Raw genomic sequence first — 5,296 nt, 5'->3', positions numbered from 1 at the left:
ATCATGGCCGCGACGCCGCTTCAATCTTCCCTCCCTCGCCAATCGATATCACGCCGGATTTATCCTTAACTTCAATCCGTACTCGCTGGGGCATGGCAATGGCCTGCAAAACGCCGTCCCGTCTCATCATCATGATGGTATTGATTTCCGGCAACGGTACCGCCGCCGCGGCCAGGGTTTGATAAAAGCCGACTGGCCTTTGTCTGTCGTAATACAATGGAGGAGCGATTGGCGGGATAGCAACTTCAGCGGACGGCGACTCTACGGCGGCGCCCGTCAAGGCCGGAAGAAAATTCAAAGATATGAAATCGATCTCGCCGTAAGCGTCCAATAGCATTAAATAATTCTCGCCGCGCCAATAGGATAACGCCATCGCCGACAGATCGCCGGGATTGTAATAACGAATCAACTGCGCCTGAATAGCGTCGTCCAAGACGGGCGTTTTCTCTTGCCGCCAATGAACGCCGCCTGCTTTATCGAGCAGGAAAAATCCGTCTCCTTTTTCCCAAGGCAAGAACGACTTGGCGACGTCCGGCTCCCGCCATAAAGCAGCGGCGCGGTTTCTCTCGCATCGCCATTCACGGCTGGCCGCATCGAGACGATATTCCTCGATGGCGCCGCTTCCATCCATCGCCCAAAGGACTTCGCCGTTTTCGCTGAAGGCAATGTCTTTCCAAATGCGATCTTCAGGAAGAGGAATGGCGGTTTGATAAGCGTAATCCCGCAAAATGTAAACGCGGCGTTCACGGGAGAGCGCCGCTGCGAGGTTTCCTTTTTTCGACAACGCTAATTTCGACAATTCGTCTTTGCTGCGCCAGACGCAGCGCGCGCCTTTCCGCGTAAGCAGTAGAATGCGGCCTTGCGACGAGATGATCCAAAACTCTTCCCGTTCCAACGATACTTTTAGATCGATTGCGGCTTCGTTGGGTTGAAGATTCAAGGTACAGCCAAAACAGGAAGCGAAGAGAAAAAGATCGCCGCCGATATCCTTCGCAGAGCGAAAGGCGCGGGCGAAGACGTTGAGATTTTCATGCCTCCATTGGCTTCTCAAATAATGGACAGTTTCAGCCCAATTCGATTCTTTTCTTAAACGGCTAGCTTCGCGGATGACGGCTTCGACGCCAAGATGGTTATATCCCATTGAAAAAGCGGCTTCCGCTATGGGCGCGGGCGCAGCATTCGCCGCCAATTGCGTTTCTATTTGGCGGTATTGGCGATAGTGAATGGCGCCGATCGCGAGAATGAGCGCGGGCGCCAGGAACAGCTGAACGCGGCGGTCCCAATGGCCGATTTCACGCATCCGTTCGCGGGGATAAAAAAGGATCAATGCGATGGCGGACCACGACGCCGATGTCCACCAAGCCCATTCGAAAGCGGCGCCGCTAAGAACATTCAAGAGAAAATGAATCGCCATCCAGGGAAAGACGAAGAGGAGAATCGTCAAAGCCAAAACGCGCTTCTCCGGCCAGCCCGTTTGCGAATACGGCGTGCGAGGAAAGGCATTCCTGCCGCGATAAGAGAGAAAAACGTACGCGCCGATAGCGCCCCATATCGCCGCGATTCCCAAAAAAGGAAGCCGGGGGAGGATCGTTACTCCTAACATCCATAAAATAAAAGCGCTAGTGAGGTATTGGAGGATAGTTGACAATTCGCCAAGAACGCCAGGCCTGGCGAAGACCGCCAGCGCAAATGATAAGCACCAAAGCGAAATCAACGCCTTCGTCCACGGCCAATGCTGCGAAGCGGGCCAGAGGGCGAGCAGGAACAGAACGGCGTTCATTATGGTTTTGGGCGATGGCTTATTCATTCTCGATATTCGTTTGGCGCTGGATGGCGGAATAGCTCCCCAAAGCGAACAGGACGAAAAGCGCTACGGGAATGTTTCCATTCAACAATTGCGGATCGAAAATTTCCTGAACCAGAAAACCGGCTAAACCGGCTCGAAGAGCGGCGGCGGCGATCGTTCGATCCCAAGCGGTTTGACGAAAGGCTTCATACGCAAGCCATAAGAAACTCAGCAAGCCGGGAATTCCCATGGAAATCAATAAATCCAGATAAAGGCTATGCGGGTGGCGCGCCGTGGCGATGGGGAGTTCCATCGGAGCGGAGGCCATGATGCTCAGGGCGGCTTCCCTTTGCACCGGACCTAAGCCGATTCCAAAAAATGGCGAGGAAGGCATACACAAATCCATGACGAACGGCCATATCGTCAGACGCGATATTTTTTCTTTCATGGTCAATTCGTCGATCGTCGAAGAAAACCGCGTCATGGCGGAAGCGGCGACGAGGATCGCGGCGGCGAAAAATATCGCCCAGGCGCGCCGTGGGATTTTCGGCGCCGCCGAGGGATAGGCGTAATAAAAAACAAATCCAAAAATCAGCAATCCGACATAAGCGGATCGGGAGAAGGAAAACAGCGCGCCGAAGAGTACGCAGCCGATGGCGGCCAGAACGCCGGTTCTTTGCTTGGACGTTTGAGATCGGTCAAATATCCAAAGAAGCAAGGAAAGCGATAAGGGAGCGTAGGCGGCTAGGGCGTTGGGATGATCGAAGGTGGCGTTGATGCGGGGCGTACCCGAGAAGAGGAGTTGATAGAGGGCGGTCAATCCCAAATAAAAATGGCCGAGAACGAATCCTCCCGCCGCCCATTTCACGGCGCGATGACTCCAAGGGAGGTCGAGCAACATGATGGAAAAAATAATATAAAAAGCGATTTCCAACGATTCCGATATCGCCTGGTAAGCGTCCGGCGATCCCGCCGCAGCCAAAATGGAGAGAAGAAAAAATAGAAGGGCGGGAAAAACGATGGGGAGGTGAATCCGCCATCTCCTCGGGCGCTTCCATCGCCAAATCAGCCATACGGCCAAGGGGAAAGGAAAGAGTTTGTAAGCGTTGTAGCCGGTCGATATTTTTACGAATAAAAAGGAAAAATAGAATCTTCCGGCGGGAACCAGAAAAAAGACAACGGCCAATGACAGAAAGAGAGTCGTCAACAGCCGCCGTTCCCAGATTGGAGCATCCGGCGGCCATATTAACGACCACTCTCTCTTGAATTCTGTCAGGTAAGTTTCGAACATCGCCGTTTTCGCCGCGCCAGGGCTAAGCCGATTTTATCTTCTCTCCATCGAGTAGAAAGATCCTCGCCGTCAGAATAAACAAAGCCAGGAGAGCGCCAAAAAGAACGATGCCCGAACGGAAGGCGGCGCCAGCGAGATACGCCAAAAAGACGAAGATCAATAAGACGATTTCGCTTCGGCGGCGGGGAGATTCGAATACGATTTTCTCCGCGGCCATAAAAAGCGCAGGGAGAAGAAATACTAAATGATGCGCCTCCGGCAGCGGATCGACGAATAAAAATAGAAGAAAAAAATTGGAAAACAAAGCAAAATCCGCTTCTTTTTTTTGCGAGGCGCTCCGTAAAGTGGACACTAATAAAAATGCGGCGAGAAGCCATGCGATCATATAAGCGGCGGCGCCGCCAAAGGGGACGCGGGAAAGAAGATACGGCAGCGAATAGGAGAATAAAAACGGACTCGACGCGCCGCTCGACGCCGGCGATAGCAGGAAATCCGACGCATAACTTGCATACGCCGTGAAGAGGCGCCCGTCCAACATTAGAATGGGCGAAAGGCAGAAGAGAAGAAAAAAGCCTGCGCCGTAAACCGCCGCGCCTCGCCTCCGGCGGATGAAGGGAAGAGCGAGAAACAACAGCGGAAATAACTTGATGGCGGCCGCCGCGCCCAGAAAAAATCCGGCGGCGGCGTCCTTTCCGGCTAAATAATAACGCAGGAATAGGACGCAAAGCAGCAAAACCCAAAAATTCACCTGGCCGTTGAGCAGCGCGTTTTGAACGATATGGAATAAGATCATCGTAATCGCCGCCGTCAGCGTCAGTAAGCGCGAATTATCCAAATCTGGGAATTGCATCTTTGAGAGAAGGCGCAACGTAAAAAAAAAGGCGAATAGATTCGCCGCAAACCACATGGCGCAGCTATAGGGCAAGGGAAGAAAAAGAAAAGGCATCATGACGAAGGGTAAAAACATCGGGTAGGGGCAAACGAAGAACGGGCGATCCGATCCTATCTCGTAAGGATCTTCGCCCTGATAAATGTGGTTGGCCGCGATGAGATAATTCGTAAAATCGTTGCCTTGGGGTCTGTTCGCTTTGTGGAGCGTCTGCGTCAGAAGTACAATGGTTAGCGCCGTAAGTAGTAAAATGGAGACGCTGGCGGCCCAGCGTGGAAATATCAACATCCCGTCGCGCGATCCCACTGAATCGGCGCAATCCAACGGTTTCCTATCCATCGGGAAATCATTCCTCCATCCTTTGGCGGCATGAGGGATTATAATCGCATAGGAATAGGAACCATAGCGCCAAGTCCCGCAACCCAAAACGATGAACGAACCAACTATATCTTTGCGAATCGCCCGCATCGACCGGCTCGACGAAAAGGGCTTTGGGAGAGGCGCAACGGACGCAGGCGGAACCGTCGCCATTCCATACGTCATCCCCGGCGAAACCGTCGAGACGAAAAAACTTCGCCGCCGCCAGGGCGAATTGACGCGGTTGCTGGAAGCCTCGCCCTATCGCGTCGAACCGGACTGCCACCACTTCGGGCGCTGCGGCGGCTGCGCTTGGCAGCACATCGAATACGTCCATCAGCTGCGCCTGAAGCAGGATTACGCCGCACGGCTCTGGAGCGAGATGGGATGTGAATTGGAACCGACCGCGATCCCCATCGTTCCCTCGCCCCCCTTTCATTACCGCAACCGCATGGATTTCGTTTGGAACTACGACGGACGCTTCGGCCTGCGGGAAAAAGGAAAATGGCGCTCCGTCGTCAATCTGGAGGAATGCCGTCTGCTTCCCCCCCGCGCGATGGCGGCCGCTATGGAAATCAACCGGCGGGTTCAAGAAGCGGGATTGCCGTTCCGAGATCAAAAAAAAGGCGTCCCCGGATTGCGCTATCTCGTCATCCGTTGCGGAATTTTTACGCTGGACGTTATGGCGTCCTTTGTTACTGATCCGATGGAGCTGCCGCCATCCGTATGGGAAGGTTTGGAACTCGCCAGCGTGTATCAACTCATCAATGATAATCCCCAAAACGATTTGTCCAGCGGCGTCCCCATCCATCTAGCGGGAGCGCCCTATTGCCGGGAGCGAATCGCAGGCCGTATTTTCCATATTATGCCAGAAACGTTTTTTCAACCGAATCCCGCCGTCGCGGAGAAAATGGTTGAACATGTCCGCGAGCGTTTGGCGGCGATGGAAGAAACGCCGCGCCGGTTAGTGGAT

At 53.7% G+C, this 5,296-nt stretch carries 4 protein-coding genes; 1 reads left to right on the top strand and 3 read right to left on the bottom strand.

Going from position 1 to position 5,296, the window contains the following annotated elements; genetic code table 11:
* Position 1: 1 nt before the first annotated feature.
* Genes AB1656_25475 through AB1656_25465 form a run of 3 tightly spaced genes read right to left on the bottom strand, consistent with a single transcriptional unit; the run spans position 2 to position 4,305 of the window.
* The gene (locus tag AB1656_25475; GenBank protein MEW6238751.1) at positions 2-1,807 is read right to left on the bottom strand and encodes a hypothetical protein; all 1,806 of its coding nucleotides are present in this window, start codon (positions 1,805-1,807) and stop codon (positions 2-4) included.
* Positions 1,800-3,077 (bottom strand): O-antigen ligase family protein, encoded by a 1,278-nt coding sequence (locus AB1656_25470; GenBank protein ID MEW6238750.1) that lies wholly within the window; start codon positions 3,075-3,077, stop codon positions 1,800-1,802. The genes AB1656_25475 and AB1656_25470 overlap by 8 nt, the downstream gene beginning before the upstream one ends.
* A gap of 22 nt (positions 3,078-3,099) precedes the next feature.
* Complete coding sequence (locus AB1656_25465) at positions 3,100-4,305, bottom strand: glycosyltransferase family 87 protein (protein MEW6238749.1); 1,206 nt, start codon at positions 4,303-4,305, stop codon at positions 3,100-3,102.
* Positions 4,306-4,396: 91 nt separating this feature from the next.
* On the opposite strand from AB1656_25465, the gene AB1656_25460 reads away from it, so the two are divergent.
* Positions 4,397-5,296: hypothetical protein (locus tag AB1656_25460; GenBank protein MEW6238748.1), on the top strand; the 900-nt coding region annotated here is incomplete at its 3' end.

The organism is Candidatus Omnitrophota bacterium (assembly GCA_040755155.1).
Lineage (GTDB): Bacteria > Hinthialibacterota > Hinthialibacteria > Hinthialibacterales > Hinthialibacteraceae > JBFMBP01.
This window is presented reverse-complemented; position numbering and strand designations above follow the sequence as displayed.